This is a genomic window from Bradyrhizobium liaoningense (assembly GCF_018130955.1).
Lineage (GTDB): Bacteria > Pseudomonadota > Alphaproteobacteria > Rhizobiales > Xanthobacteraceae > Bradyrhizobium > Bradyrhizobium liaoningense_C.
In genome coordinates this window covers 185,253-211,280 of the sequence record NZ_JAFCJM010000008.1, presented here as the reverse complement: position 1 = coordinate 211,280, position 26,028 = coordinate 185,253, and the positions used below count along the sequence as shown (strand labels likewise).

23 protein-coding genes, 2 tRNA genes and 1 pseudogene are annotated in these 26,028 nt (G+C 65.4%); 5 read left to right on the top strand and 21 right to left on the bottom strand.

What is annotated here, in order from left to right:
- Positions 1-314 precede the first annotated feature (314 nt).
- The 13 genes from JQ632_RS09775 to JQ632_RS09715 all read right to left on the bottom strand — a co-directional run bounded on the left by JQ632_RS09775 (position 315) and on the right by JQ632_RS09715 (position 9,566).
- Positions 315-390: transfer RNA gene (locus tag JQ632_RS09775), tRNA-Phe, on the bottom strand.
- 184 nt (positions 391-574) lie between these two features.
- Positions 575-757: a DNA gyrase inhibitor YacG gene (yacG, locus tag JQ632_RS09770; protein WP_212402086.1), complete on the bottom strand. Its 183-nt coding sequence runs from the start codon at positions 755-757 to the stop codon at positions 575-577.
- Positions 758-914: 157 nt separating this feature from the next.
- Positions 915-1,544: a Maf-like protein gene (locus JQ632_RS09765; RefSeq protein WP_212402085.1), complete on the bottom strand. Its 630-nt coding sequence runs from the start codon at positions 1,542-1,544 to the stop codon at positions 915-917.
- Positions 1,545-1,699: 155 nt separating this feature from the next.
- Positions 1,700-2,167, bottom strand: a complete 468-nt coding sequence (locus JQ632_RS09760; RefSeq protein WP_212402084.1) for a low molecular weight phosphatase family protein — start codon at positions 2,165-2,167, stop codon at positions 1,700-1,702.
- A 6-nt stretch (positions 2,168-2,173) separates the two neighbouring features.
- The gene (locus JQ632_RS09755) at positions 2,174-2,671 is read right to left on the bottom strand and encodes a UPF0262 family protein (RefSeq protein ID WP_212402083.1); all 498 of its coding nucleotides are present in this window, start codon (positions 2,669-2,671) and stop codon (positions 2,174-2,176) included.
- Positions 2,668-3,963 carry a histidinol dehydrogenase gene (gene hisD / locus JQ632_RS09750; protein ID WP_212402082.1) on the bottom strand — a complete coding sequence of 432 codons (1,296 nt, stop codon included), beginning with the start codon at positions 3,961-3,963 and terminating at the stop codon, positions 2,668-2,670. The genes JQ632_RS09755 and hisD overlap by 4 nt, the downstream gene beginning before the upstream one ends.
- A gap of 278 nt (positions 3,964-4,241) precedes the next feature.
- Complete coding sequence (locus JQ632_RS09745) at positions 4,242-4,676, bottom strand: DUF2948 family protein (RefSeq protein ID WP_212402081.1); 435 nt, start codon at positions 4,674-4,676, stop codon at positions 4,242-4,244.
- Positions 4,677-4,751: 75 nt separating this feature from the next.
- On the bottom strand, positions 4,752-5,411 hold the full coding sequence (locus tag JQ632_RS09740) for an epimerase (RefSeq protein WP_212402080.1): 660 nt from the start codon (positions 5,409-5,411) through the stop codon (positions 4,752-4,754).
- Positions 5,412-5,599: 188 nt separating this feature from the next.
- Positions 5,600-6,424 (bottom strand): alpha/beta fold hydrolase, encoded by an 825-nt coding sequence (locus JQ632_RS09735; RefSeq protein ID WP_212402079.1) that lies wholly within the window; start codon positions 6,422-6,424, stop codon positions 5,600-5,602.
- A gap of 87 nt (positions 6,425-6,511) precedes the next feature.
- Positions 6,512-7,021, bottom strand: coding sequence for a hypothetical protein (locus JQ632_RS09730; protein WP_212402078.1), 510 nt, complete (start codon positions 7,019-7,021; stop codon positions 6,512-6,514).
- Positions 7,022-7,213: 192 nt separating this feature from the next.
- Positions 7,214-7,522, bottom strand: coding sequence for an EthD family reductase (locus tag JQ632_RS09725; RefSeq protein WP_212402077.1), 309 nt, complete (start codon positions 7,520-7,522; stop codon positions 7,214-7,216).
- Positions 7,523-7,641: 119 nt separating this feature from the next.
- The gene (locus JQ632_RS09720) at positions 7,642-9,354 is read right to left on the bottom strand and encodes an FAD-dependent oxidoreductase (RefSeq protein WP_212402076.1); all 1,713 of its coding nucleotides are present in this window, start codon (positions 9,352-9,354) and stop codon (positions 7,642-7,644) included.
- Between the two features lie 23 nt (positions 9,355-9,377).
- Entirely contained in the window at positions 9,378-9,566 is a 189-nt protein-coding gene (locus JQ632_RS09715) for a hypothetical protein (protein ID WP_212402075.1), read from the bottom strand.
- Between the two features lie 325 nt (positions 9,567-9,891).
- Between JQ632_RS09715 and JQ632_RS09710 the strand changes: the two genes are divergently transcribed.
- Positions 9,892-9,966: transfer RNA gene (locus JQ632_RS09710), tRNA-Thr, on the top strand.
- A gap of 684 nt (positions 9,967-10,650) precedes the next feature.
- Here the strand turns inward: JQ632_RS09710 and JQ632_RS09705 are convergent.
- Positions 10,651-12,087, bottom strand: a complete 1,437-nt coding sequence (locus tag JQ632_RS09705) for an NAD-dependent succinate-semialdehyde dehydrogenase (protein ID WP_212402074.1) — start codon at positions 12,085-12,087, stop codon at positions 10,651-10,653.
- A gap of 205 nt (positions 12,088-12,292) precedes the next feature.
- On the opposite strand from JQ632_RS09705, the gene JQ632_RS09700 reads away from it, so the two are divergent.
- Positions 12,293-13,117, top strand: a complete 825-nt coding sequence (locus JQ632_RS09700) for an SDR family NAD(P)-dependent oxidoreductase (protein WP_212402073.1) — start codon at positions 12,293-12,295, stop codon at positions 13,115-13,117.
- Positions 13,118-13,129: 12 nt separating this feature from the next.
- Here the strand turns inward: JQ632_RS09700 and JQ632_RS09695 are convergent, their stop codons facing one another.
- Positions 13,130-13,390, bottom strand: a complete 261-nt coding sequence (locus tag JQ632_RS09695) for a hypothetical protein (protein WP_212402072.1) — start codon at positions 13,388-13,390, stop codon at positions 13,130-13,132.
- 188 nt (positions 13,391-13,578) lie between these two features.
- Between JQ632_RS09695 and JQ632_RS09690 the strand changes: the two genes are divergently transcribed.
- Entirely contained in the window at positions 13,579-15,138 is a 1,560-nt protein-coding gene (locus JQ632_RS09690) for a winged helix-turn-helix domain-containing protein (RefSeq protein ID WP_212402071.1), read from the top strand.
- Positions 15,139-15,303: 165 nt separating this feature from the next.
- On the opposite strand, the gene JQ632_RS09685 is transcribed toward JQ632_RS09690, so the two are convergent.
- Positions 15,304-15,726, bottom strand: coding sequence for a GFA family protein (locus JQ632_RS09685; RefSeq protein ID WP_212402070.1), 423 nt, complete (start codon positions 15,724-15,726; stop codon positions 15,304-15,306).
- Positions 15,727-15,751: 25 nt separating this feature from the next.
- The gene (gene mddA / locus JQ632_RS09680) at positions 15,752-16,528 is read right to left on the bottom strand and encodes a methanethiol S-methyltransferase (RefSeq protein ID WP_212402069.1); all 777 of its coding nucleotides are present in this window, start codon (positions 16,526-16,528) and stop codon (positions 15,752-15,754) included.
- A 134-nt stretch (positions 16,529-16,662) separates the two neighbouring features.
- On the opposite strand from mddA, the gene JQ632_RS09675 reads away from it, so the two are divergent.
- Complete coding sequence (locus JQ632_RS09675) at positions 16,663-18,213, top strand: winged helix-turn-helix domain-containing protein (RefSeq protein WP_212402068.1); 1,551 nt, start codon at positions 16,663-16,665, stop codon at positions 18,211-18,213.
- Positions 18,214-18,615: 402 nt separating this feature from the next.
- Here JQ632_RS09675 and JQ632_RS40420 read toward each other — a convergent pair.
- Positions 18,616-19,047, bottom strand: a pseudogene (locus JQ632_RS40420) (alpha/beta fold hydrolase); the annotation flags it as partial.
- 365 nt (positions 19,048-19,412) lie between these two features.
- On the opposite strand from JQ632_RS40420, the gene JQ632_RS09665 reads away from it, so the two are divergent.
- Entirely contained in the window at positions 19,413-21,728 is a 2,316-nt protein-coding gene (locus tag JQ632_RS09665) for a molybdopterin-dependent oxidoreductase (RefSeq protein ID WP_212402067.1), read from the top strand.
- Between the two features lie 193 nt (positions 21,729-21,921).
- On the opposite strand, the gene JQ632_RS09660 is transcribed toward JQ632_RS09665, so the two are convergent.
- The 3 genes from JQ632_RS09660 to JQ632_RS09650 form a co-directional block, all read right to left on the bottom strand.
- The gene (locus JQ632_RS09660) at positions 21,922-23,166 is read right to left on the bottom strand and encodes an acyl-CoA dehydrogenase family protein (protein ID WP_249151651.1); all 1,245 of its coding nucleotides are present in this window, start codon (positions 23,164-23,166) and stop codon (positions 21,922-21,924) included.
- Between the two features lie 95 nt (positions 23,167-23,261).
- Positions 23,262-25,493, bottom strand: a complete 2,232-nt coding sequence (locus JQ632_RS09655) for a molybdopterin cofactor-binding domain-containing protein (protein WP_212402066.1) — start codon at positions 25,491-25,493, stop codon at positions 23,262-23,264.
- A gap of 1 nt (position 25,494) precedes the next feature.
- Positions 25,495-25,959: a (2Fe-2S)-binding protein gene (locus JQ632_RS09650; protein ID WP_212402065.1), complete on the bottom strand. Its 465-nt coding sequence runs from the start codon at positions 25,957-25,959 to the stop codon at positions 25,495-25,497.
- Positions 25,960-26,028: the final 69 nt, after the last annotated feature.

Below are 26,028 nucleotides of genomic sequence, written 5' to 3'. Positions count from 1 at the left end.
CAGGTTGGTGTCAGCAACCCGACCCTACCGGCGAATCATCGATGACCACCGCAAAGCCGCCCGCCCGCTACGGCGCTGCTTGGGGGCGCGCGTGCAGGCGGCTTTGCTCTACCGAGCTACACCATCAGTTGGGACACGACCTCGAACCACGGACAAATCGAGCGGGTAGCGCTCCAGTTCAGTTTTCGTCGCTACCCAGATTCGTACATTCGTACCCATGTGCGAGTCGCCTGAGACTCGTCACTGTGCGCAATAGCGCATCATCTAGGGTGAAATCGGGAATCGAACCACCGACATTTGGTGGGTAGAAGTCATGGTGCCCAGGGGCGGAATCGAACCACCGACACTGCGATTTTCAGTCGCATGCTCTACCAACTGAGCTACCTGGGCGTACCCGACGACAGGGCCAAGGCCCATCGAGCGGGCGGTTTATAGTGGGCTGAGGGCGGCCTGTCCACCCGGCTTCGCCAAGAGGCTTCGCCGGGCGCGGCCCGGCTGTGAACAACGGTCGGCGGTGCTGGCGTGACTGTCGCCGCCGGCGCCAAGCGATAGCTTAAACAATTGATATTATTGATTATTCTACATCGTCCTCGTGGTTCTCGCGACCCGGGATGACGTAGCCGTCCTTCAGCCAGCGGTTCAGGTCGACGTCGCGGCAGCGCGAGGAGCAGAACGGACGGGTGGCGTGCTCGGCCGGCTTGCCGCAGATCGGGCAGGTCTTGAGCGGGGGGAGCGGCTTTTTGGCTTGGTCGTCCATGATGGCGGCAGCTTACACGAGGTGAAGGCGTCTAGGAGACTGTCGGCAACCGGGTTCCCGCCGTGGACGCGCAGGCGTCCCGGCCCGCGGCCCGCGGGACCCGTCTACTTTGCATGGGGTTGTTTTCGCGCTTTTGGCGCGGAAGGCGGGTCCGCGCTCAAAGGCCGGCGGCGTTGAGCCAGCCGAAGCGGATCGGAAACCCCTCGCCGCCGAGCAGCGTCGTGGTCTCGTAGAGCGGAAGGCCGACGACGTTCGAGTAGGAGCCGACCATCTTGACCACGAAGGAGCCGGCGATGCCCTGCACGGCGTAGCCGCCGGCCTTGCCGCGCCACTCCCCGGAGCCGATATAGGCCTGGATGTCGTCCTCCGAGAGGCGCTTGAAGCGCACGCGGGTCTCGACCAGGCGCTGGCGGAAGGCTTCGCGCGGCGTGACGAGGCAGATCGCGGTGTAGACGCGGTGGTTGCGGCCCGAGAGCAGCCGCAGGCACTGCGCGGCCTCATCAACCAGATTGGCCTTGGGCAGGATGCGGCGGCCGACCGCCACCACCGTATCCGCGGAGAGGATGAAGGCGCCGCGCAGCTCGTCGTCGAGCTGCACCGATTTGAGCGCCGCATCGGCCTTGGCGCGGGCCAGGCGGTTGGCGCAGGCGCGCGGCAGCTCGCCCCGCTTCGGCGTCTCGTCGACATCGGCCGGCCGCAAGGCATCGGGCTCGATGCCGGCCTGGTTGAGCAGCGACAGGCGCCGTGGCGAACCGGAGGCAAGAACGAATTTGGGGCGGCCGAGCATCAGGTGATTTTGGGGTGAAGCAGGGGTGGATTTGCGCGCGGAACCTATCGGAAGGGGGCTGCTTTCACAACCCGGGAACCCAAGGCCGGACTTAACTGATTCGAGGCCTGCAAATGCGTGTGCCCGCGGTCTGTGACGCCGGTGTTACGGCCCGCCTACTCGCTCGCCGCGCCCACCTTCGCGAAGCGGCGGCGGATGCGCATCAGGAGCTGGTCGCAGACCTCGCGATAGGCGGCGAGCTTCTGGTCGCGGTTGCCTTCGATGGTGGTGGGGTCCTGAGTGGGCCAGTATTCGACGTCGGCGGCAAGCGTGCGGGTCAGCTCCAGCGCCTTGTGGTGCGCCTCGGGTGAGAGCGTGATGATGAGGTCGAAATTCAGCCCCTCCCAGTCCTCCAGCTCCTCAAAAGTCTGCGGCCTGTGGATGGAGATGTCCTGGCCGAGCTCGGCCATCACGGCGATTGCGAACGGATCGAGCTCGCCCTTCCTGGCGCCGGCCGACTTCACGTAGAGCCCCTGCGGAAACATGTGCTGCAACAGGCTCTCGGCCATCGGCGAGCGCACGCTGTTCATCGCACAGGCGAACAGCACCGATTGCGGATCGCGTGCGCGTGGGGGCGCAGCCATCCGCTCTTACCCCTTCCAGTGCAGAACAGTAATGAGCGTGAACAGCCGGCGCGAGGTCTCGAAATCGACCCGCACCTTGCCCTTCAGCCGCTCCTGCAGCGTGCGTGATCCCTCGTCATGGATGCCGCGGCGGCCCATGTCGATGGCCTCGATCTTGTCCGGCGTCGCGGTCCGGATCGCCTGGTAGTAGCTGTCGCAGATCATGAAATAGTCCTTCACGATCCGCCGGAACGGCGTCAGCGACAACAGATGCGCGACCACGGGCGTGCCGCCCTCGCGGCGGATGTCGAACATCAGGCGGTGGCCGGTGATGCCGATATGCAGCGTGAACGGCCCCTGGCCATCAGCGCCTTCCGGCGCGAACAGGTTCTGCTCGATCAAATCGTAGATCGCGATCGCGCGCTCGTGCTCGATGTCGGGCCCGGAGCGGCCGATCGATTCCTCGTCGAGCGTGACGCCGACGATGCGGTTGTTCGAGTCGTCCTGTTCGGGCGGCTTGTTCATGACAGATTGAGGCGCAATCCAACCGAGCGCGAATGGGCGTCCAGCCCCTCCGCCTTGCCGAGAGTCATGGCAGCAGGCCCCAGCGCGCGCAACTGGTCCGGGCCGCATTTCAGGATCGAGGTGCGCTTCATGAAGTCGGCGACCCCGAGCCCCGAGGAGAACCGCGCCGAGCGCGCGGTCGGCAGCACATGGTTGGAGCCGCCGACATAGTCGCCGATGGCCTCCGGCGTATGCGCGCCGAGGAAGACCGCGCCGGCATTGCGGATCTTTGCCGCCAGCGCATCCGGGTCTGATGTCATGATCTCGAGATGCTCGGCGGCGATGGCGTCCGCAAGCGGGATGGCCTCGGCGAGGTCCTTCACCATGATGACGGCGCCAAAATCATTCCACGAGGCGCTGGCGATCGCCGCGCGCGGCAACGTCGTCAACTGCGCGGTGACGGCGGCCTCGACATCGGCGGCGAGCCGGGCCGAGTCGGTGATCAGGATCGACTGCGCGCTCGCGTCATGCTCGGCCTGCGCCAGGAGATCAGCGGCGATCCAGTCGGCATTGCCGGTGTCGTCGGCAATGACAAGCACCTCGGACGGACCGGCGATCATGTCGATGCCGACCTTGCCGAACACCAGCCGTTTTGCAGCGGCGACATAGGCATTGCCGGGGCCGACGATCTTTGCGACCGGCGCGATCGTCGCGGTGCCATGGGCGAGCGCGGCGACAGCCTGCGCGCCGCCGACGCGATAGATCTCGGTGACACCGCCGAGTTTGGCCGCCGCCAGCACCAGCGGATTGAGCTTACCGTCGGGCGACGGCACCACCATCACGAGGCGCAAGACGCCGGCGACCTTGGCCGGCACCGCATTCATCAGCACCGAGGACGGATAGGCCGCGGTGCCGCCGGGCACGTAGAGGCCGGCCGATTCGATCGCGGTGTAGCGCCAGCCGAGCTCGACGCCGAGCGGGTCGGTGAAGCGCTCGTCCTTGGGCAGTTGCTTCGCGTGGTAGGTCTCGATGCGGTCGCGGGCGAGCTTGAGCGCGTCCAGGGTCGCGGCATCGCAGGCCTCCACCGCGGCATCGATTTCGGCGGCCGAGACGCGCAGGGAGCCGGCATCGAGCGACAGCCGGTCGAACTTTTTCGTCGCCTCGATCAGGGCGGCGTCGCCGCGCGCCGCGACATCGTTGACGATGGCGCGCGCGGCGGCCTCGACGTCGGCTGAAATCTCGCGCTTGGCGGCAAGGAAGGCCGCAAATCGCTTGTCAAAATCGGCGCTGCTGCGGTCGAGGCGGATGGGCATTTTGGCGTGTCGTTCCGGCGTGTCAGGGGCGCCTTGGGGCGGCGCAGCCCCCTGCTCAATGGCGCGACGGGCATCCGGCGTCAACCCTTGGGAGATTGCCCGTTGCTTGACGTCGTCCTGCCTCAAGGTCGTCCTGGCGAAAGCCAGGACCCATTACCCCAAGTCTTTGTTATTGAAACGAGATGTGGCCCCGCCCTGCCGCCTCATTCAATCCTGGGGTTACGGGTCCTGGCTTTCGCCAGGACGACAGCGGAGGATGTGGCGCAGGATCACCGCCCTCACCCAGCCTCCCCCACCTCCCCGGTCCCGAGATCGTCCGCGCCGAGGTCGGTCAGCTCGCATTCAAGGCATTCGACGTCCAGCCGGATGGCGCCGCCATGGGCGAACAGCAACAGCGCGCTGCCGCCGGGCGCGTCGTGGGCGTGGAATTCGATGCCGACGAGGTCCAGCACCTTCTCCGACGCGGCGAGGTCGATGTTGCGCGATTTGCAGGCGAGCACGCGGTCGAAGCGGAGGGCCGAAACCAAGCGGCTCGGCTCGGTCTCGCCGTGCAGCGTCTGCTCCCAGTCGAGCCGGTTGAGCCCGACCACCAGACGCTTCTCGCCCTGCCGCCAGATGATGTCCGATGTCTGCACCCGTGCGTCCTGAACATGGGTTGAGATCACCGCGAGGTCGTCGGCGTCGAGCGCGATCAGTTTGAGCTGGGGAGCCATGGCCGACCTCTAACGTCGCGAGCCGTGGGCCCGTTCCACCGCGCCCGCCGCCGGCGAGGCTATCGAGCCGGTCGGCTAGAAGCTATTGATATCCTCGTTCTCCAGCACCCGCGTCGGATAGCCGTCCCGGGCCACGCCGATCATGGCGCGGCCGACCTTCTCGGTTGTGGTCATCAGGCGCGGCGCGAGGCGATGGGTGAGCGACAGCAGCGGCGCGGTCGCGACATAGAACGCGTTCACCCAGCCGGTCTTCGAGCGGGCACCGTGCAGAGGTTGAATGCCGCCGGGCCGGAACATGTAGGTGGCCTTGAACGGCAGCTTTGCCAGATCGTTCTCGGTCTTGCCCTTCACGCGCGCCCACATCACGCGCCCCTGCTCGGTCGTGTCGGTGCCGGTGCCCGTGACGTAGATGAAGGTCATCTGCGGATTGAGCCGCGCCAGCGTCTTCGCCGCTTCCATGGTGATGTCGTAGGTGAGATGGCGGTAGCGCGCCTCGTCCATGCCGATCGAGGAGACGCCGAGGCAGAAGAAGCAGGCATCAAAGCCTACGAGCTGCGCCTCGATCGCCGAATAATCGAGGAAGTTGTCGTGGATGATATCGGTGAGCTTGACGTGGCGCTGCCCGGTCGGGCTGCGGCCGATCACCAGCACGCGCGTGACCTCGGCCGAGATCAGGCATTCGCGCAGCACGCCCTGCCCGACCATGCCGGTTGCGCCGAAGATGATGACTTTCATCGCGAGGGCCTTAAGGCAATCTGCACCCTCTCCCCTTGTGGGAGAGGGTGGCTTCGCGCGAGCGAAGCCGGGTGAGGGGTATCTATCCGCGAGTAAATCTCTCGCAGTTTTGGTCGCGGATGCAACCCCTCATCCGGCGCGCTACGCGCGCCACCTTCTCCCACAAGGGGAGAAGGAAGGAAGCGTCCTCAGCCCTTGAAGAACGCCAGCAGGTCGGCGTTGATCGTTGGCGCCTCCGTGGTCGGCATGCCGTGCGGAAAGCCCTTGTAGGTTTTCAGCGTGCCGTTCTTCAGGAGCTTTGCCGACAGCGGCGCGGAGTCGGCGTAGGGAACGATCTGGTCGTCGTCTCCGTGCATCACCAGCACCGGCACGTTGATCTTCTTCAAATCCTCGGTGAAGTCGGTCTGCGAGAACGCGACGATGCCGTCGTAATGCGCCTTCGCGCCGCCCATCATGCCCTGGCGCCACCAGTTTTGGATCACGGCCTCCGACGGTTTTGCGCCGGGCCGGTTGTAGCCGTAGAACGGACCCGCGGCGATGTCGCGGTAGAAGCCGGAGCGGTTGGCCGCGACCTGCGCCTGGAAATCGTCGAACACGCTCTTCGGCAGGCCGCCCGGATTGGCCGCCGTCTGCACCATCAAAGGCGGCACGGCGGCGATGATCGCGGCCTTCGCCACCCGGCTCTCGCCATGCCGCGCGATGTAGTGCACGACCTCGCCGCCGCCGGTGGAATGGCCGACATGGATGGCGTTCTTGAGGTCGAGATGCGCGGTGACGGCCGCGAGATCGTCGGCATAGTGATCCATGTCGTGGCCGGCGGCGACCTGTGTGGAGCGGCCGTGGCCGCGGCGGTCATGGGCGATGACGCGATAGCCGTTGTTGAGGAAGAACAGCATCTGCGCGTCCCAGTCGTCTGACGACAGCGGCCAGCCATGGCTGAACACGATCGGCTGGCCCTTGCCCCAGTCCTTGTAGAAGATCTCGACGCCGTCTTTGGTGGTGATGGTGGGCATGACTGCTCCTTGTTGCTCTTGGAATCGTTCCGGGCCGCGCGACAGCGCAAGCCCGGATCCGAAGATGATCTTGCGAGATGGCGAGGCTTAGGCGAACGCCATCGGCCTGAAGCGGCGCCAGGTGCCGATGATCACGACCACGAAGAAGATCAGCGCGACGCCCTGTGCGACCGCGAACACGGGTCCGGCGGGCGGGTTCGGCGGCACCGCGGGCGCGAGTGCGGCGAGCGCCGGGATCTTGAGGAAGGACTGGGTGATCAGCACGAAGACGTTGAGATAGAGCGACACAAGCGCCGTCACCACATAGATGGGACGCCAGACGCCCGACAGCCTCATCACATAGAGCGCGATGCAGGCGATCGCGAGCAGTACCAGCGAGAGGATGCCGACCATGTGCGAGGGCAACAGCTCCTTGAAAGGAAACAGGAAGCCGGTGGCGCTGGTGAGGATGGTAAAGAGCAGGAAGATCGCGGTCAGTCCCGGCGACGATTTCGAGCCGAGCATGCCGAACATCACGATGAGGCCGGCGACGATGGCGATCAGGCTGATGATGACATGGACCAGTGTGAACGCAGGCAGGCTCAATCCCAGGACCATGACACTCTCCCCATTGAGATACCAGTGAATGGTATTACGGTCCTCATCGGAATTCTACATGCGATCTTGCCACACGCTTGGAGCGAGCCATGCGTTCGCCGTTCACGACGGCAAACGCATGCGCGCATTTCTTGCAACGCTGTCACATCAGACAGCAGACTTTCGACGAAAGTTGAATCGATCCCGGACGGATCAAACCTCCTTGGTGTCAAAGATGAGCAGATCGGCGCCGCCGCTGGCGAATTTCGGCACGTCGCCACCTGCCGCCCTGCCTGCCTCGCTGGCAAAGCCTGCCTGGATGTCGGCGACGCTGTCGAAAGTGAGAATGGCGACGAGATGAACCCCGGACGGTCCGGCGGGCGAGGCGACCGGACCGGAGCTGATGGCATATTTCTTCAGACCTGGAATCTTCTTCGCAAGCGGGATGTGAGTCTCAGCGTAGTATTTATCGAACGCGGCAGCATCCTTGGGCGTCCTGTAGAGCACGACGACTTCAGCCATTTAGTCCTCCCGTTGAAAATTCGTTCTGTTGTCAGGCCCGTTTGGTAAGCCGATAGTCCGCATTACCCGGCGAGATGGCAAGTCACATCGCGCTTGTCATTTGCTTGCCTTCTCCTTGACTAAAGCGCCGGTTTTGCGGCGTCGCCGAGATAGCCGTGCAGGGAGGCCACGACCTGCGCGCCTTCGCCGATGGCGCCGCCGACACGCTTGACCGAGCCGGAGCGCACGTCACCGACGGCGTAGACACCCGGTACCGACGTCTCGAGCGGCGCAACGAGCCGACCCTGGTTCTGTTCGGACTGCGCGCCGGTGACGACAAAACCGCCGCGATCGAGCGTGACGCCGCAGCCGTCGAGCCAGTTGGTGGCGGGATCGGCGCCGACGAACAAAAAGAGGTTTTTGATATCGGCGCTGTCTTCGTCCGGTGACAGCCGGCTCCGCCAGCGGATCCGCCGCAACAGCGCGGCCTCGTCGCCCTCGAGCGCGACAACCTCGGTATTGAACAGCAATTCGATGTTCGGCGTCGCTTCGATGCGCTCGATGAGATAGCGCGACATGCTGGCGCCCAGCCCGCCGCCGCGGATGATCATCAGCACTTTCCTGGCATGGCCGGAGAGGAAGACGGCCGCCTGCCCCGCCGAATTGCCGGCGCCGACGAGCGCGACCTCCTCGCCGGCACAAAGCCGCGCCTCGACGGGCGAAGCCCAGTACCAGACGCCGCGGCCCTCGAACTTATCGAGGTTCTCGATCTCGGGCCGGCGATAGCGCGCGCCGCTGGCGACCACCACCGAACGCGAGCGCAGGAGATCGCCGCCGTCGAGCGCCAGCGAGAAGGTATTTCCGTGGCTGCGCGAACAATCCAGCGACTTCACCGTCATCGGGATCATGATGTCGGCGCCGAACTTTTGCGCCTGGGTGAAGGCGCGGCCCGCAAGCGCCTGGCCGGAGATGCCGGTCGGAAAGCCCAGGTAGTTCTCGATCCGCGCACTGGCGCCGGCCTGGCCGCCGAAGGCGCGGATATCGAGCACGGCGACCGACAGCCCTTCGGAAGCCGCATACACCGCGGTCGCAAGGCCCGCAGGTCCGCAGCCGACGATCGCAACGTCATAGATGCGATCGTTCCGCGGACCACCGATCATGCCGATGGCGCGGCCGAGCTCCGTCTCGCTGGGATTGCGCAGCACGGTGCCGCCGGCGGTCACGACCAGCGGCCAGTCCTCCGGCTTTGGCGAATAGCGCGCGATGATCTCGGCGGCGTCGTGCTCGCCCTCGGGATCGAGCAGGTGATGCGGCTGGCCGTTGCGGGTGAGAAAGCCCTGCAGGCGAACCACGCCGATCGAATTCGGCGGACCGATCAGCACGGGGCCGCCGATGCCGCCCTGGATCAGGCTGACCCGGCGCAAAATCAGCGCACGCATGATGCGCTCGCCGAGCTCGGCTTCGGCGACGAGCAGCGCGCGCAGGCGATCCGGCGGAATCAATAATGTCTCGACATCGCCATCGGCATGGCCGTCGACCAGCGCCGGCCGCCCGGAGAGCTGGCCGAGCTCGGCAAGGAACTGGCCGGGTCCCTGGTCGATGACGGGCGTGACGTGGCCGAGCCCGTCGCGCTGGGTGATCGCAACGTGACCGGACAGCACGACGAACATGCCCGGGCCTCGCTTGCCGGTTTCGAACAGGAGATCGCCGCTCTTGTAGCTGCGTATCTCGCCGAACTGGCGCAGGCGCGCTATTTCGGTCTCGTTGAGCGTCGGGAAAGTCTGCTCGGGGCGCGAGAACCGCGAGATCAGCGCGTCATGACCGGTTGGTTGCGGTTCGCCGTCCTGTCCCATCGTCACTCCCGCTCATTCCAAAACTAGTCGCCGGACTTCCCGGCGATCCCCTGATGTGGGGTGACTTCGTCATTGCGCGAGGGCTCGGACGGCTTGCTGCGCTCGCGCGCCTGCACCTTCCGCCGCTTCAGGTTTTCGCGCAGCGCGGACGCGAGGCGGTCCTGCTTCGTGTCGCGGCGGCCTGGGGCGGCCTTGTCGGTCTCATCAGTCATTGTCGATCAGGTTACATTCAGGGCCGGGGAGATCGCCGATAGGATGCCATCGCAGGACGACAGCTCAAGGGGGCCCGGAGCAATGAAGCTGCCAGATTGGGGCGAATTCCGGATGATCGCCAACTGACCAATTGGCTAGAGCACTCGAGGGAACCAAATCGGGCCAAAGCCGAGCGTTTCGGGGCGAAATGATCCGTTTGAGCCCGGGATCGGCCCGATTTTATCGGTTTACAGGGGCCAGCAAGCTTGCACATGAGGGGGGCTTGTGGCACAGAACAGCCCGCTTGGTAGGCCCCTCGTGGCGGCCGATTCTCGACCAGCGTTTGCTGCCGTAGCTCAGTGGTAGAGCACTCCCTTGGTAAGGGAGAGGTCGACAGTTCAATCCTGTCCGGCAGCACCAGCTTCAAAAGCATGCATCAGCAGTCCCGCGGCACCAGATGCCCGAGTTGTGCTCGATTCCGTGACCCTCTTGTTGGAAAGAGGGCGCAAGGAAGTACGGATGCCGGCCGGCACCCATGGCCCGCTCGTCTTCCAACGATCCAATCCGGCAAATACCTAGAGTTCAATTTGCTGGTAGCGGGAATTTCAACGAACCTGCGCGGTCATATCCATAAAGCGATGCAAGCGCCTGTGACCCAGCGCAGTTGCGGTTGATCGTGATGCCGTAACAGATCGAGGCGGCGTTGCCCCCTTTGCAAGTTCGCAGCAGGCCGATCGGAGGGAGGTTCCCATGCGTTCTCTTTTGGCCTTGAGCTTCTTGATCGCTGTGCATGCATCCGCCCACGCCGCTACGGCGTCTCAGTCACACCGACGGCATGCCGTTGCTCCCGCCAACCAAGGTGTGAACGTACGCACCGTTCCGGGTTTCGCCTACGCACCGCCCAGGCCCCCGATCCACTACCGCTCAACACAACTGGATAGTGAGACGGGTTCGTATAGCAATCGCCATCCGAACTGGGGAATGTAGGTCGATCGGACAGATCAACCTCCGTGCGATCAAGATGGCGAAGACGTAGCGCTCCACCCATCCCACGAAACGCGGCTGCGCACCTCGCGATGCGCAGCCGTCGTCTTTCGTCCAGGATCACACGCCCGTCTGCGTGATGAACTTGGTGTTGAAATAGCCTTCCATCGCCTCGGTGCCGCCTTCCGAGCCGTAGCCGGAATCCTTGATGCCGCCGAAGGGCACTTCGGGCAAAGCGAGACCAAAGCTGTTGATCGACATCATGCCGGCTTCGACCGCCGAGCCGATCGCGGTTGCGGTCTTCGTCGAGCTGGTGAAGGCGTAGGAGGCCAGACCAAAGGGCAGGCGATTGGCTTCCTCGACGACCTCGTCAAAACTTGAGAAGCGCGAGATCAGCGCGAGCGGGCCGAACGGCTCCTCGTTCGTGGCGCGCGCGTCCTTCGGCACGTCGCTCACCACAGTCGGCTCGAAGAAATAGCCCTTGTTGCCGACGCGCTTGCCACCGGTCTCGAGCTTGGCGCCCTTGCCGACGGCATCCTGCACCATGCCTTCGATCGCGGTGACGCGGCGCGGATTGGCGAGCGACCCCATCTTGGACTCGGGGTCGAGGCCGTTGCCCACCCTGAACGCCTTGGCGCCGTCCACGAACTTGTCGACGAACTCGTTGAACACGTCGTCCTGCACCAGCATGCGGGTCGGCGAGATGCAGACCTGGCCGGCGTTGCGATACTTCGCCGCCGCAAGGATCTTCGCCGCCGAAGTGACGTCGGCGTCCTTGAACACGATCGCCGGTGCGTGGCCGCCGAGCTCCATAGTGGCGCGCTTCATGTGCAGGCCGGCGAGCGCGTTGAGCTGCTTGCCGACATTGGTCGAACCGGTGAAGGAGATTTTTCGGATCACCGGATGCGGGATGAGATATTCGGAGATTTCCGCGGGCACGCCGTAGACGAGGTTGATGACGCCGTCGGGCACGCCTGCATCCGCAAAGGCGCGGATGAGCTGCGCGGGCGAGGCCGGCGTTTCCTCCGGGGCCTTGACGATGATCGAGCAGCCCGCGCCGAGTGCTGCCGAGAGTTTTCGCACCACCTGGTTGATCGGGAAATTCCAGGGCGTGAAGGCAGCAACCGGACCAACCGGCTCCTTCATCGCGAGCTGGTAGATGCCGGGCCCGCGCGCCGGGATCAGAGGGCCATAGGCGCGCTTGGCCTCCTCGGCGAACCATTCGATCACGTCGGCGGCGGCCATCGCTTCCATCTTGGCCTCGGCCAGGGTCTTGCCCTGCTCCATGGTCAAGAGCGGGGCGATCTCGTCATTGCGCTCGCGCATGATCGCGGCGGCCTTGCGCATGATGCGGCAACGCTCGAACGGGGCGACATTGCGCCAGATCTTGAAGCCCGCGGCGGCCGCGGCCAGCGCCTCGTCGAGATCGGCTTTCCCGGCATGGGCGACGGTGCCGATCACCTCTTCGGTCGCGGGATTGAGGACTTCGATGACCTTGCCCGATTGGGCCGGGCGCCATTTGCCGCCAATAAAAAGCTGCGTGTTCGAATAGGCCAACGGACTCTCCCTGTGTGCTTCTGCGTTGTATTGAAGTGGCTGGACGATGGGACTCCATCTGACGCGATGTCTAGCACGACGACGGCCGCCGTCTCACGCATCAAATTTGCCTGCAACGCTGCCGTGACAAATTGCGCTGGCATCGCGCCCCTTGCGACCGGCCGCAGCCTCGCGGCAAACTGCGCCGCATCACGAGGAGAAGATCATGGCATCGCATGACGGAACGAAGATCCTGGCCGGCCAGGTGGCGCTGGTGACCGGCGCGGGACGCGGGCTCGGCCGCGCCTTTGCGGAAAAGCTCGCCGCGCTCGGCGCCGACGTCGCGATTCACGGCATGCGCGAGAACGGGCCGGCCGAATATGGCGAGGGCACCACACTCACGGCTGTTGCCGCCGAGATCGGCGCAGCGTTCGGTGTCCGCACCCGGCGCGTGCTCGGCGACCTCACCAGGGCCGACGACATTTCGCGCGTGATCGCGGAGACGGAAAGCGCGCTCGGCCCGATCGACATCCTCGTGCACAATGCCGGCGGCGATATCGCGGCCGCCGGCGGCAAGCCCGATCCGAACGACGCCGTGAACATCAAGGAAGCGGACGTGCGCGCCGTGCTGGAGCGCAACCTGCTCTCGACCATTTTGACCTGCCAGGCTGTCGCGCGCGGCATGATGGAGCGGCGGCGCGGCCGCATCGTCACGCTCGGCTCGGTCGCGGCCTTCAAGGGCCGCACCAACGGCTCGATCTATGCGGTGGCGAAGGCGGGCGTGACGCATTACACGCGCTGCCTCGCCGACCAGCTTCGCGCCTTTGATATCGCCGTCAACTGCATCGCGCCCGGCGACACCCGCACCGGCCGTTTCCTCGGCACTCGCGCGGTCGATCCCAGCCGGATGGTCGAGACCGGTACGCTCGACCGCGTCGCCACCGTCGACGAGGTCGCGCGCGTCGTGGAGTTTTTTGCCGGCCCGATGGGCGCGTTCGTCTCGGGCCAGGTGCTGCGCATCGACGGCGGCGGACAGGCGTGGCCGGCGTAAGGCGCGGGGCGATCAGTCGCTCGGGCTGATCGCGATCGATGCCGGGGCGTGCGCCAGCGCACGATCGACGATCATGGCCGCGCAGATCGCATGAGCCAGGATCAAAAGCACGGCGATCGTGCCGATCAGCGCGCCGGGCCGCCACGGCTTCGCCTCGTGTGAGTTCCGCACCTGTGGCGTCACACGCGGCGGCTCGGCCGGTTCCTGGCTGGCGAGCAGGTTCGCATGCGCGGACAGGATCGCGGTGGCCTGACGCTGTCGCGACTGATGCATGGCCTCGAGTAGCCTCGCATGAAGCCGCCGGTTTCCCTCAGAGGTTGCATTCCTATCCCGAAATGGCATGGCAGGCATCCTTCCGTCGCGATGAACCAAGGATGCCCCTCGGCGGACTCAAAGACTCGACCGCCAATTTCATTTTGTCTTTTCATTCGCTTGATTTTCTCGTGAGGTCAGAGTTCCCGGTGCAATTTCTGTTTGGGGATCATCTACTTGATACCGACAGGCGCGAGCTGAGCCGGAGCGATGCTCCCGTGTCAGTCGAGCCGCAGGTGTTCGACCTCGTCGTCCATCTGATGAAAAATCGCGACCGGGTGGTGACCAAGGAGGAACTGATCGACAAGATCTGGCACGGGCGTTCCGTGTCGGAATCCACGCTCACCAGCCGGATCAACGCCGCGCGCAGGGCCGTCGGCGACAGCGGCGCGAACCAAGCCCTGATCCGCACCATCGCGCGCAAAGGGTTCCGCTTCGTCGGCGACATCGAGCTGCGGCCGGGCCAGATGGAACCCGCGATCGTCCTGGAGAGGAGGAACGCGCAGGCCGCGCTGCCGCTCCCGGACCGGCCCGCGATCGCGGTGCTGCCCTTCACCAATATGAGCGGCGACCGCGAGCAGGATTATTTCTCCGACGGCATCAGCGAGGACATCATCACCGCGCTGTCAAAACTGCGCTGGTTCTTCGTCATCGCGCGCAACTCGTCCTTCGTCTACAAGGGGCGCGCGGCGCACCTCAGCGAGATCGCGCGCGAGCTCGGCGTGCGCTACGTGCTCGAAGGCAGCGTGCGGCGGAGCGGCGACCGGGTCCGCATCTCGGCGCAGCTCAACGACGTCTCCACCGGCAGCCATCTCTGGGCCGAGCGCTACGACCGCAGCCTCGCGGACGTGTTCGCCGTGCAGGACGAGATCACCGAGGCCATCGTCGCGGCGATCGAGCCGCAGCTCTACGCCGCCGAGAGCTTTCGCGCGCAGCAGAAGCCGCCGGGCAGCCTGGATGCCTGGGATCTGGTGATGCGCGCGCTGTCGCATTTCTGGCGCATCACGCGCGAGGACAATTTTGCGGCGCAGGCCCTGCTCGAGAAGGCAATCGCGATCGATCCGCATTACGGCAAGGCGCTCGGCCTGTTGGCTACCAGCCACATTTTTGGCGCGCATATGGGCTGGGCCAGCATGGGCACTGCAGTGCCGGTCGCCGAGCGCGCCGCGCTTGCGGCCGTCGAAGCCGACGGTGAGGATGCCTGGGCCCATCACGGGCTCGGCTACACATACCTGTTCCAGCGCCGCTTCGACGATGCGATCGCGGAATTCGAGATGGGGCTGCGGCTCAATCCCAATTTTGCGATGGCGCAGGCCTTCTATGGTGTCGCACTGTGCTATTCCGGGCGCTGGCAGGACGGTGATGCGGCCGCGCGGCGTGCGCTGCGACTCAGTCCGCGCGATCCGTTCTCGGCGATCTATTACGGCATCGCCGCCTATGCCCAGTTCATCGGCGGCAACTATGACGACGCCATCCAGCTCGCGCGCGAGTCGTTGCGTCAGCGCGGCGACTTCGTCGGCGCGCATCGCGTGCTGACCGCATCCGCCGGCATGTCCGGCCACCGCGCGCTCGCCGCCTCAGCGCTCGAAGGACTGCGCCGCGCCCAGCCCGGCGTCACGCTCGCCTGGATCACCAACGAGTTGCCGATGAAGCGCGCGGCGGACCGGGAACATTATCTCGAAGGGCTGCGGCGCGCGGGGCTGGAATGACTTCTTCCCTCTCCCCTTGTGGGAGTGGGTGCCTCGCGAAGCGAGGCGGGTGAGGGGTCTCTCTCCGCGCCTTCTGGCGACTCCACATTCCGCGGAAAGAGACCCCTCATCCGGCGCTTCGCGCCACCTTCTCCCACAAGGGGAGAAGGGAACGCTGCGTGCCTCCTACTCCTGCACCATCTCGCCGCTGCCGCCGAACTCGGCGGGGAAGTCCTTCAGCTTGGGCAGGCCGTCGCGCATCGGCAGCACCGTCTCGGCGTAGTTGACGTGAACGGCGGGCGCGAAGGCGAGTGTCGGGATCGTGGCAGTGAAGACGTCGACGAGCCCGAGCGGCGGATGGTTGGTCATGAGGTGACCGCCGCATTTCCGGCAGTATTTGCGCTGGCTGAGCGGTGTCTTCGAAAACGTCTCGACATGATCGGCACCGGCGGTGATACGCACGGCCTCCGGCTTCCACAGGCTGAAGGCGTTCACCGGGCCGCCGGACCACGAGCGGCATGAGCCGCAGTGGCAATAGCCCATCGCTTCCGGCGATCCCGCAACCTCGATCGCGACAGCGCCGCAAAAGCATCGACCAGTATGTTTCATTTTCTTCTCTCCTTCTTGGATTTCTTCAAATCGATTTGCGCCAGGGAATAAGCATCGACACGCGTTGTTTGTATTGCCGGTACTCGTCGCCGAAGAGGTCGACGAGGTCGCGCTCCTCAAGCGCGATGCCGAGCAGGATGTAGATCGTGGTCACGGCTGCGAACAGCAGATGGCCCACGGTCATGGTCGGCGTCGCCCAGAACGCGATGATGAAGCCGAGGTAGAGGGGATGGCGCACGAATTTGTAGAACAGCGGCGTGCGGAAGCGCGGCGGCGACGCCTCCTTGTCGAGCACATGATTGGTCACCTGATTCAGGCCGAACAATTCAAAGTGATTGATCATGAAGGTGCTCGTGAACGCTAGCACCCAGCCGGCGAACGACAGCGTGACGACGGTCGCGGCGAGATCGGGATCCTCGACGTTCCATACGATCGTGGGCATCGGGCGCCACTGCCAGAACAACAGCAGCAGCGACAGGCTCGCGAACAGCACATAAGTGCTGCGCTCGACGGGCTTCGGAACGAATTGCGTCCACCAGGCCTTGAAGCGCCGCCGTGCCATCACGCTGTGTTGAACCGCGAACAGCGCCATAAGGAGCAGATTGATGACGATCGCCTCGACCACCGACGAATCCGCACCGGTATCGATGCTCTTTGGCACCACCAGGCCCATCACGAAACCGATGGCGTAGAGGACGGTGACGAGAAAGACGAGATAGGCCGCAATTCCGTACAAAAATGCGAAGAGCTTAAACACTCTGGAGCCCGCAACTTCGGGGCCAATGGAATGAACTTGGGTCATAGACAGCTCCGTTGCGCCGAGACACCGGCACTCGTTAGGTCGCTGCACCATGCCGTATGGGGCGTGCCATGACTTTTGCGGACGGTTGATTTTCGCCTGAGACGACAGTGATTTTTGCTTGAGACGACAGATTCGTGCGATTTCGCTTTGAAAATCATACCCTTGACTGCAGCCTTCGCGAGCTGACGCGGGACGGCACGCCCGTGCCCATGCAGCCGCAAGTGTTCGATTTGCTGGTCTATCTGGTCGAGCAGCGGGATCGCGTGGTCAGCAAGGATGACCTAATCGCGGAGGTCTGGGGCGAGCGCATCGTCTCGGACTCCGCGCTCAACAGCCGCATCAATGCCGCGCGAAAAGCGCTCGGCGACGACGGCGAGGCTCAGCGGCTGATCAAGACCGTCCCGCGCAAGGGGTTTCGCTTCGTCGGCGAAGTCAGGGAACAGGCCCCCGCGACAGCAACGTTTGCGCCTGCGCAAGCAACACCGCCGCGTACGGCGCCCGATCGCCCGGCGATTGCGGTGCTCGCCTTCGAGAACATGAGCGACGATCCCGAGCAGGAATATTTCTGTGACGGGATCAGCGAGGACATCCTCACCGCGCTTTCCAAGGTGCGCTGGTTCCTGGTGATCGCCCGCAACTCGTCCTTCACGTACAAGGGACGTACGGTCCATATCAGGGAGATCGCCGAAGAGCTCGGTGTCGGCTACGTCGTCGAAGGCAGCGTGCGCAAGGCCGGCGACCGCGTGCGCATCACGGCCCAGCTCAACGACGCCACCACCGGCAGCCATATCTGGGCCGAGCATTACGACCGCGAACTCGGCGACGTCTTCGCGGTCCAGGACGAGATCACCAACGCCATCGTCGCCGCGATCGAGCCGCAGATCTATGCCGCGGAGAATTTTCGCGCCCGGCGCAAGCAGCCGGCGAGCCTCGATGCATGGGACCTGCTGATGCGCGCGCTGTCGCATTACTGGCGCATCACGCGGCAGGATCATCGGATGGCGCAGGCGCTGCTCGAACAGGCGATCGCCATCGATCCCGATTACGGCCAGGCGCTGTCACTGTTGGCAGCAAGCCACATGTTCGGCGTGCATCTCGGCTGGTCGGAGCGCGCCACCGCCGCGCCGATCGCCGAGCGCGCGGCACTGGCAGCGGTCAGGAGCGACCACGAAGACCCCTGGGCTCACACCGCGCTCGGCAGCGTCTATTTCTCGACCCGGCGGCTCGACGACGCGCTGTCTGAGTTCGAGCAGGCGCTCGCGCTCAATCCAAATTTTTCGGTCGCGCAAGGCTATTACGCGCTGGCGCTGTCCTATGCCGGTCGCAGCAGCGAGTCCTACGAAGCGGCCCAGCGGGCGATCCGGCTCAGCCCGCGCGATCCCTCGCTTGCGATCTACTACGGCATCGCCGGCTATGCGCGCTTCACCGAACGTCACTATGACGAAGCGATCGCGCTCGCGCGCGAGGCGATCCGTCACCGCGGCGATCTCACCGGCGCCTATCGCGTGCTGGTAGTCTCGGCCGGGATGACCGGCGACAGGAAGTTGGCGGAGACGGCGCTTTCCGAACTGCGCCGCACCCAGCCCAACATCTCGCTCGCCTGGATCGCGACGCAACTGCCCTGGAACAGCGATGCGGATCGCGAGCACTATCTGGAAGGCTTTCGGCGCGCGGGGCTGGGTTAGTGCGCGGCGCCGCCACCCTCCCCTGGTCGCTAAGCATGGAGCGCAGCGGAATGCTTGGCGGGGTGGGGTGACAGTCTCTCCGCGCTGAACACTGCCCGAGTGGAGAGACCCCACCCCGCTCGCGCTGCGCGCGATCGACCCTCCCCCTCCAGGGCCCCTCCAGGGGAGGGTGAGAGTCAAACACTCGCCGCAAACTCGTCGAGCAGCTTGCTGAAGGCCTCCGCCTTCTCCCATTGCACGGCGTGGCCGGCGCCGTCGATCACCTGCACGGCGCCGCGCCACAGTGTCGGGGGTCGGCAGGCGCTGGAGGTAGCCGAGATCGACGATCTGCTCTTCCGAGCCGTGGACGATCGCGAGCGGGATTTTCAGGTCGCGTACGATCTCGACCTCGTTGACGAGGCGGCCGGCCTGCGCATTGACGCCGAGATAGCCGCGCGCATTGCCGTCGGTCCTGCGAAAATCCTCTTCGACAAAGGGCGGGATCGGCGCATAGCCGGGCGCGAAGGCCGACAGCACCCATTCCCTGATCTGCGCCTCGCTCGGATCAGGCGTGAAGACGGTCGCCGACAGTCCCTTGAATCCGGCAAAACCCTCCGGCCCGGCGCCGATCGGCGGCGTGCCAAAGATCATCAGGCCGGCGGCACCCGGCAGTGACGCGGCCGCGTTCAAGACCGCATGCCCGCCAAGGCTCCAGCCGACGACGATCGCGTCCTTCAAGCCGAGCTCGCGGGCAACGCTGGCGATGAGCGCGGCATAGCCGCGGCCGGAATAGTCCTGCTCCGGGTTGGGCGGCGGCGAGGAGGCGCCATGGCCGGGCAGATCGATCGCGATCACCCGATATTTGGCCCCCGAGCGGACCCTGCAATTGCTTCTGCCAGATGTGCGAGGACGACGAATTCCCGTGGATCAGCAGGATCGGGCGGCCGGTGCCGGCACTTTCGAAGCCAGCGATCGTCTGCGCACCGAGCTGCAGGCGCACCGGGCGCAAGGCGGGACCCGGAAAAGGCTGGTCACTCATGATTCCACCGATCTGATCTTGGGACTGTTTTTGGCGATCGGAACCAGTCTGGCATGCCGGGCGGCGCGGCGCCATCACCCTTGCGTGTCCGCCTGTTGCCGGCAGCCGCCCGCGAAGGCCGTTGTATATATGACGATCATAATATAAATTGACCGGCCAGACGATCCCGGGAGAGACGCCGATGCAAAATTCCGAATGGCGCAAGACCGCCTGCAACCTCTGCTACGTCAATTGCGGCATTGAAGTCCGGGTCGATGACGGCCGCATCACAAAGGTGCGCGGCGACCGCGAGCATCCGAAATCGCAGGGCTATCTCTGTAACAAGGCCTCACGCATCCCGTTCTACGCCCATCACCGCGATCGGCTGACCACGCCGCTCCGCCGCCGCGCCGATGGCGGTTTTGACGCAATCGACTGGGACACTGCGATCGCGGAAATCGCAGCCAGGCTGCGCGATCTGGTCGAACGCCACGGCGGCAAGAGCATCGCGCTCTATGGCGGCGGCGGCCAGGGCAACCACGCCGGCGGCGCCTATGCCAATGCGCTGCTCCGCGCCCTTGGCTCGCGCCACGTCTTCAATGCGCTGGCGCAGGAGAAGACCGGCGATTTCTGGGTCAACGGCCACATGTTCGGCAGCCAGACCTGCCACACCGCCGAGGACGTCCATCACTGCGACCTCCTCTTCGTGATCGGCGCCAATCCCTGGGTCGCGCACGGTTTCCCCAACGCGCGCGATCATTTGAACCAGATCCGGAAGGATCCGAATCGCAAGCTGATCGTGATCGATCCGCGCCGTTCGGAAACGGCCGAGATGGCCGATCTGCATCTCGCCGTCCGGCCCGGCGCCGACGCCTTTTTGCTCGGCGCGATTTTGGCAACGCTGGTGCGGCGCGACGCGGTCGACCGCGAGTTCGTCGCAGAGCATACGACCGGCTATGACGAGGTGCGCGACGCGCTGCTGAAAATTCCCGTCGCGCAATGGGCCGAGGCCGCGGACGTTCCGCTCGACCAGATCGAGCGCTGCGTCGACATGATCGTTGCCGCAAAGGCCATGACGGTGCGGGTCGAGCTCGGCATCCAGCAGGGCGTGCACTCGACGCTCAACTCCTATCTGGAAAAACTGTTGATCATGCTGACCGGCAGTTTTGGCCGGAAGGGCACCAACCAGCTCCATAGCTGGCTGCAACCCCTCTGGGGCAATTCGCCGAACCAGCGCTTTGCCGCTGTCGACACCGAGGTGATCGGAGGCTTGCTGCCGCCGAACCTGTTCTGCGACGCCGTGCTATCAGATCATCCCGATCGCCTGCGCGCGGCATGGATCGACTCGTCCAATCCGGCGAACACCGCCGCCAACACCGCCGCGGTCGAGAAAGCGCTGCGCGCGCTCGATCTCGTTGTCGTCGTTGACGTCGCCATGACCGAGACGGCGCAGCTTGCGCATTACGTGCTGCCGGCCTCATCGCAGTATGAGAAAACCGAGTTCACGCTGTTCAATTTCGAGTTTCCGGCGAACGTCTTCCATGTCCGGGCTGGCGTGGTGGCACCGCTCGAAGGCACCCTGCCCGAGCCCGAAATCTACACGCGCCTGTCGCGCGCGCTCGGCCTGTTGCCCGGCGACAACGCGCTGGCGCCGTTGCGCGAGGCCGCGCTGCATTCCCGCGCGGCCTTCGCCAGCGAATTCCGCGCCTTCATGGGCGCCAATCCGCAACTCGCGAGCCTCGGCGCGCTCGTACTTTATCATACGCTGGGTGCGAGCCTGCCCGACGGCACCGCGGCCGCCGCGCCGCTCTGGATGGCGTCGCTCGCCTGCGCCAAGCGTTCGCCGGTGGCGGTACGGCGCGCGTTGAAGGCCGGGCCCGAAGTGACGGACGCGGCGCTCGGCGATGCGCTGTTCGACGCCATCGTCGGCGCGCGCCACGGCACCGTGATCACCGAGCATGACTATGATGAGGTGTGGACGCTGCTCGCCCATCCCGATCGCAAAGTGCGGCTCGCGATCGCGCCGATGCTGGAGTGGCTCGAAAAACTTGATCCCGCAAGCGCGCTGCCCGCGCGCGACTATCCCTTCGTGCTCGCGGCCGGCCAGCGGCGCATGTTCAACGCCAACCAGATTTTTCGCGATCCGGCATGGCGGCGCGACGATCCGGATGGCGCGCTGCTCATCAACGCGCGCGACCTCGAGACGCTCGGCGCGAGCGACGGCGACTGGATCGCGGTGCGCTCGCCTGCGGGGCGTATTGTCGCCCGCGCCAAGCGCGACGACTCCATGCGCGACGGCCAGCTCGCACTGCCGCATGGTTATGGCCAGACCTACCCCACAGGCAATGGCGAGCGGCTGAGCAACGGCCCGCGCATCAACGCGCTCACCGAAAGCGGCAACCGCGATCCGATCGCCGGCACGCCCTATCACAAGCACGTCGCGGTGCAGCTCGAACGGCTCGCGGCCACGGAAGCCGCGACCTATGAGGAGCAGTCAAGGCGGATACACGGAGCTTAGTCGAGCGTAGAGTTTTCTACCCTCTCCCCTTGTGGGAGAGGGTGGCTTCGCGAAAGCGAAGCCGGGTGAGGGGTTCTCTCCGCGAACGAATCTCTCGCAGTTGAACTGCGGAGACAACCCCTCATCCGGCGCTTCGCGCCACCTTCTCCCACAAGGGGAGAAGGATAAACGCCGCACATGTCGCGGCTCTATTTCAGGCCCCGCCACACGCGGTCAGCGGATCGTAGTCCGGGCGCATCAGCATGGTGTGGAGCTGGCGGCGGCGGATGCCCATGTTGCCGCCGTCGAAGATCGGCAGTGCCAGCGCATCCTGCAGCAGACGGCCGAACGGCGCCTCGTTGTCGTAGGAGTCGATGCCGACCACGCGCATCAGCTCGGTGATGACGCGGACGGCGGCCTCCGAGCCGTAGATCTTGGCCTGGATCGCCAGTTCGTCGGCGCCGGCCGATTGCGTGTCGAGTGCGTGGCAAGCCCGCCAGCTCAGATAGCGCGCCGCCTCAATCGTGGTCTTGGCATCCGCAAGCGCATAGCCGACCGCCTGATGCTCGATGATCGGATGCACGCCGCCGCGCTTCTCGGTGCGGGCGAAATGCAGCGCATGCTCGAAGGCCGCACGCATCAGCGCGACGCCGAAGATGCAGACCAGCGCCGCGGTCCCGGTGAAGGCCGCCGCCGCCAGCATCAGCCCGCCGCCCTCCCGCCCCAGCAGATTGCCGCGCGGCGCCGTGACGTTGTGGAGCGCGAATTGCGGCACGAGATGCGCGCGGTGGCCAATCGCGTCGATGGCGCGCTCGAGCACGATGCCCGATGCGGGCTTCTCGACCGCAATGATGGACACGCCCTGCTCCGGCGGCACGCTCGCATCGGTGCGGCACACCACGCAGAGCACATCGGCGCCCTTGCCGTCCCATCCGGTCGCCGACGACACCCATTTCTTGCGGCCGTTGATCACCCAGATGTCGCCGTCACGCCGTGCGGTGGTGCGCACGCCCTCACCGGGCGGCGGCGAGGCGGCATTGGCGCTGCCGCCGGGCTCCGACGAACAGAAGCCCGCGAGCGGCGCACCGGTCGTCTTCAGAAACGGCGCGAGCAAGCGGCCGCATTGCTCCGGCGTGCCACCGAGCAGGATCGGCAACAGCCCGAGCACGCTGCCGAGCATGGTCAGCGTCACGCTCGGATTCACCGCGTAAAACTCCTCCGCCATGATTGCCATGTCGACCAGGCCGGCATTGTCGCCGCCCGCAGGTTGCGGAATGCATTTGCGCAAATAGCCCGCCGCGACCATGGCTTCGTAGATCGGCCGCGTTGCGAGGAAGCGCTCTTCGGGCGTCGCGAGCAGCTCGGCCTCGCGTACGCCGGCCAGCGCCTCCCTTGCGAACTTTCGGGATTGATGCTGCAGCGCGCGCTGCGCAGGTGTCAGCGTGAAATCGATCGCCATTGATGGTCTCCCTCGCTCGGATCAACCCAAAGGGTGAGCCGGGCGAGGGCCGAATTCTTGGACGGCAGCGACCGATTTCTTGGCCGGGGGTGAACTCAGATCGCCTTGCTGTTCTGCACCGCCTTCACCCGCTCCGGGGTGAACGGGACGGTCCGCAGCCGAAGGCCGGTCGCGTCGAACACGGCATTGGCGAGCGCGGCGCCCACCGCAGCGCAGGCGGCTTCGCCCGCACCGAGCGGCGGCTCGGTGGGCCGATCGACCAGATCGATCTCGATCCTGGGAACATCGGAGAATCTCAGGATCGGGTATCCGGTCCAGTCGACGCTTGTCACGCGCGACCGGTCGAACTTCACTTCCTCCATCAGCACACGGCTGATCGTTTGCAGGATGCTGCCCTCGACCTGGGAGCGCACGCCGTCCGGATTGATCATCTGCCCGCAATCATGCGCGCAGACGACGCGCTCGACCTGGATTCTGCCGCTCGCCTGCTCGACCGCGACCTCCATTCCCATGGCGACGAACGTCTCGCTGTGCTTGTAGTGGATGTAGGACATGCCGCGGCCGCGCGCGACCGCCGCGACAATGTTCGGGCCTGGAGAGGCCCGCGGCTCCCATTTCATCATCGCGGCCACCCGCTTGATCAGCTCGACACCCCGCGGGTTCTTCAGGCCGCGCAGCCGAAACGCGACCGGATCGAGGCGCGCCGCAGCGGCCAGCTCGTCGATGAAGCTTTCGACCGCGAAACAATTGGCAGGTTTTCCCGGCGAGCGCAGCGGCGCCGGCCGCAGCGGCGTCTCCTTCAGCCAGTGCACGACGACCTGCATGTGCGCGGCCTCGTAGGGCGGATCGCCGTTCTGCGAGATCAACCCGGTGTTGAGGCCGACGACGTTGTCGAGCCCGGCGGCCTGGGGTCCGAGCAGGGGAATGTTGAGCAGACCCTTGGTGGTCTGCGGAATCCACATCTCGGTGCGCCAGTCCAGGATGCGGCCTTCGGCATCGACACTGCCGGAGAGATCGAGCAGTTGCGGCGGGCCCTTCGGGTCCCAGCCAAGTTCGTCCGCACGCGACCATTGCACGCGGACGGGACGTCCCATCGCGCGCGAGAGGATGGCGGCGTCGGCTGCCGCGTCCTCGTGACCGTTCATGCCGTAGCAGCCGGAGCCTTCGAGATAGATCAGCCGCACCTTGTCCAGGGGCAGGCCCAGGAAACGGGCATAGGTGACGCGGTTGTCATGCATGCCCTGTGACGCCGTCCAAATCGTCGCCTCGTCGGTGCGCACGTCGGCAACTGCACAGGATGGACCAAGCGAGGCGTGGCTCTGCATCGGCCAGAAATAGCTGGCGCTCAGGGTCTTGGTGTCCTGCGGCTGCGCTGACGGCGGGGTGCCCCTGGTGACGAGGGTCTCCGCCGTGGCGCCCGCAGCCGTCCGCAGGGTTTCCGTCAGCCGGTCCTGAACCGGCAGGTTCGATGCCTCGCTCCATTGCGCGCGCAGGCTGCGCGCGGCGCGCACCGTCGTCCATTCGTCGTCGGCGACGACGGCCAGGAAATCCTTGAGCCTCACGACTCTTGCGCCGGCCAGGTCCTTGATCGACCCCTCGTCGACCGCAACGAGCGTGGCGCCGATCGCAGGCGGCCGGATCACGCGCGCATGCAGCATGTCCGGCAAGGTCAGGTCATGGATATAAGTCGCGGTGCCCAGGCATTTGGCCGCCACGTCCGGGCGCGGCAGCGACTTGCCGACGACGGTGTAGCTTGCGGGATCCTTCAGCGGCGCCTTGGGATCGAGCTTGACGTCGAACTTGCGGCCGTCGAGCAGATCCGCAAAGCGAATGCCGTCCCCGCCTGCCTTCGGCCGCACCTCGCCGTCTGCGGCGATCAGGTCGTCCGGCCTGAGATTGAGACGTTGCGCGGCCAGATCGACCAAAGCCTTGCGCGCGGTCGCCGCGGCCTGACGAATCTGCATGCCGCCACGCTGGATGCCGGTCGAGCCCGACGTTCGACCTTGATTAGGTGTCAGGGCGGTATCGCCCTCGATATATTTGATCCGGTCGACACCGATACCGAGTTCCTCGGCCGCGATTTGGGGAATCGCGATGCGCAAGCCCTGGCCGAGATCGACCTTGCCGCAATAGAGCGTCACGGTGCCGTCACCGTTCACGGCGAGATAGGCGTCGACCTGTGTGGCGTCGGTGCGACGGGACACGCCACCGACAGCCTGCGCCAGGGCGGCGCCCGGTGTCACCGTCAGTGCAAATCCAACGGTCAGCGCGCCGCCCTTGAGAACGGCACGGCGGGAGATGCGAAGCTGGTCCAGGGAAGTGCTCATCTCAACCTCGCTGTTCCGCTGCCGTCATGACCGCGCTCACGACTCTCGTATGCGAGCCGCAGCGGCAGAGATTGAGCTCCAGCGCCGAGCGAATCTCGCTCTCGCTCGGCTTCCGGGTCTTCGCCAGCAAGGCGGCCGCCGTCATGATCATGCCGCTCGTGCAGTAGCCGCATTGCGGCACCTGATGCGCGATGAAGGCGGCCTGAAGCGGATGCGGTTTCGCAGCCGTTCCCAATCCTTCCAGCGTCGTGATCGACTTGTCTCGCGCATCGGCTACGGTCAACTGGCAGGATTGCACCGCCGTGCCGTCGACGATGACCGTGCAGGCACCGCATTGGCCAAGGCCGCAGCCGAACTTGGTCGCCGTCAGTCCGAGGCCCCGAAGCACGTAGAGCAGCGGCTTGGCGCTGTCCGCGGACTCGACCGACAAATCGCTTTCGTTGATGCGGAGTCGATAGCTGGGCATGTCATCACTCCTGTTCGACGCGCGATGTTAGCCGAAATCGTCGCGGGATTTGAGGGGGCATCACGGCGT